This is a genomic window from Streptomyces sp. 4F14 (assembly GCF_048159485.1).
In the GTDB taxonomy this organism is placed as follows: Bacteria; Actinomycetota; Actinomycetes; order Streptomycetales; family Streptomycetaceae; genus Streptomyces.
This window is the reverse complement of sequence record NZ_JBLRVY010000125.1, coordinates 1-464: the sequence shown is the minus strand read 5'-3', so window position 1 is coordinate 464 and position 464 is coordinate 1. Positions and strand designations below refer to the sequence as shown.

Here is a 464-nt window from a genome sequence, read left to right as displayed (position 1 = left end):
CACCGGATCGTGGGCGAGTTGGCGGCGGGCGGGGCGGCCGTGCTGATCGCGTCGACGGATCTCGCGGAGCTGACGGAGGTGTGCGACCGGGTGCTGGTGTTCGTGCGCGGGCGGGTCACGGGTGAGGTGAGCGGGGGCAGGCTCACGGAGCACGGGTTGGCTGTGGCGGTGCAGCGAGGGGTGTCGGACGCGCCCTCGTCGGGCTCGTCAGGCTGACAGCGTCCGCGTCAGCGCCCTTGCCGCAGCGCACACCCTCGCTCCGATCCGGTCCACGTCGAGGCGGCGGGTGCCGCCGGTGACGGAGATCGCGGCGATCGGGTGGGAGGCGGGGCCGTGCCCGTAGACGGGGGCGGCGACGGCCGAGACGCCGACCTCGGCCTCCTCCAGGTTGACGGCGTAGCCGCGGGTCCGGGTCAGGGCGAGGTCGCGGGCGAGCTGGCCGGGCAGGACCAGGGTGCGCGGGG

Annotated in this window: 1 protein-coding gene and 1 pseudogene; one reads left to right on the top strand and one right to left on the bottom strand. The window is 75.9% G+C overall.

The features are described 5' to 3' along the window. Nucleotides 1–216: pseudogene (locus tag ACLZOT_RS49945) on the top strand (sugar ABC transporter ATP-binding protein); the annotation flags it as partial. On the opposite strand, the gene ACLZOT_RS49940 reads toward ACLZOT_RS49945, so the two are convergent. After that, nucleotides 208–464 (bottom strand): IclR family transcriptional regulator domain-containing protein (locus ACLZOT_RS49940; protein ID WP_416975977.1); only part of this gene is annotated, 257 nt, incomplete at its 5' end. The pseudogene ACLZOT_RS49945 and the gene ACLZOT_RS49940 overlap by 9 nt on opposite strands.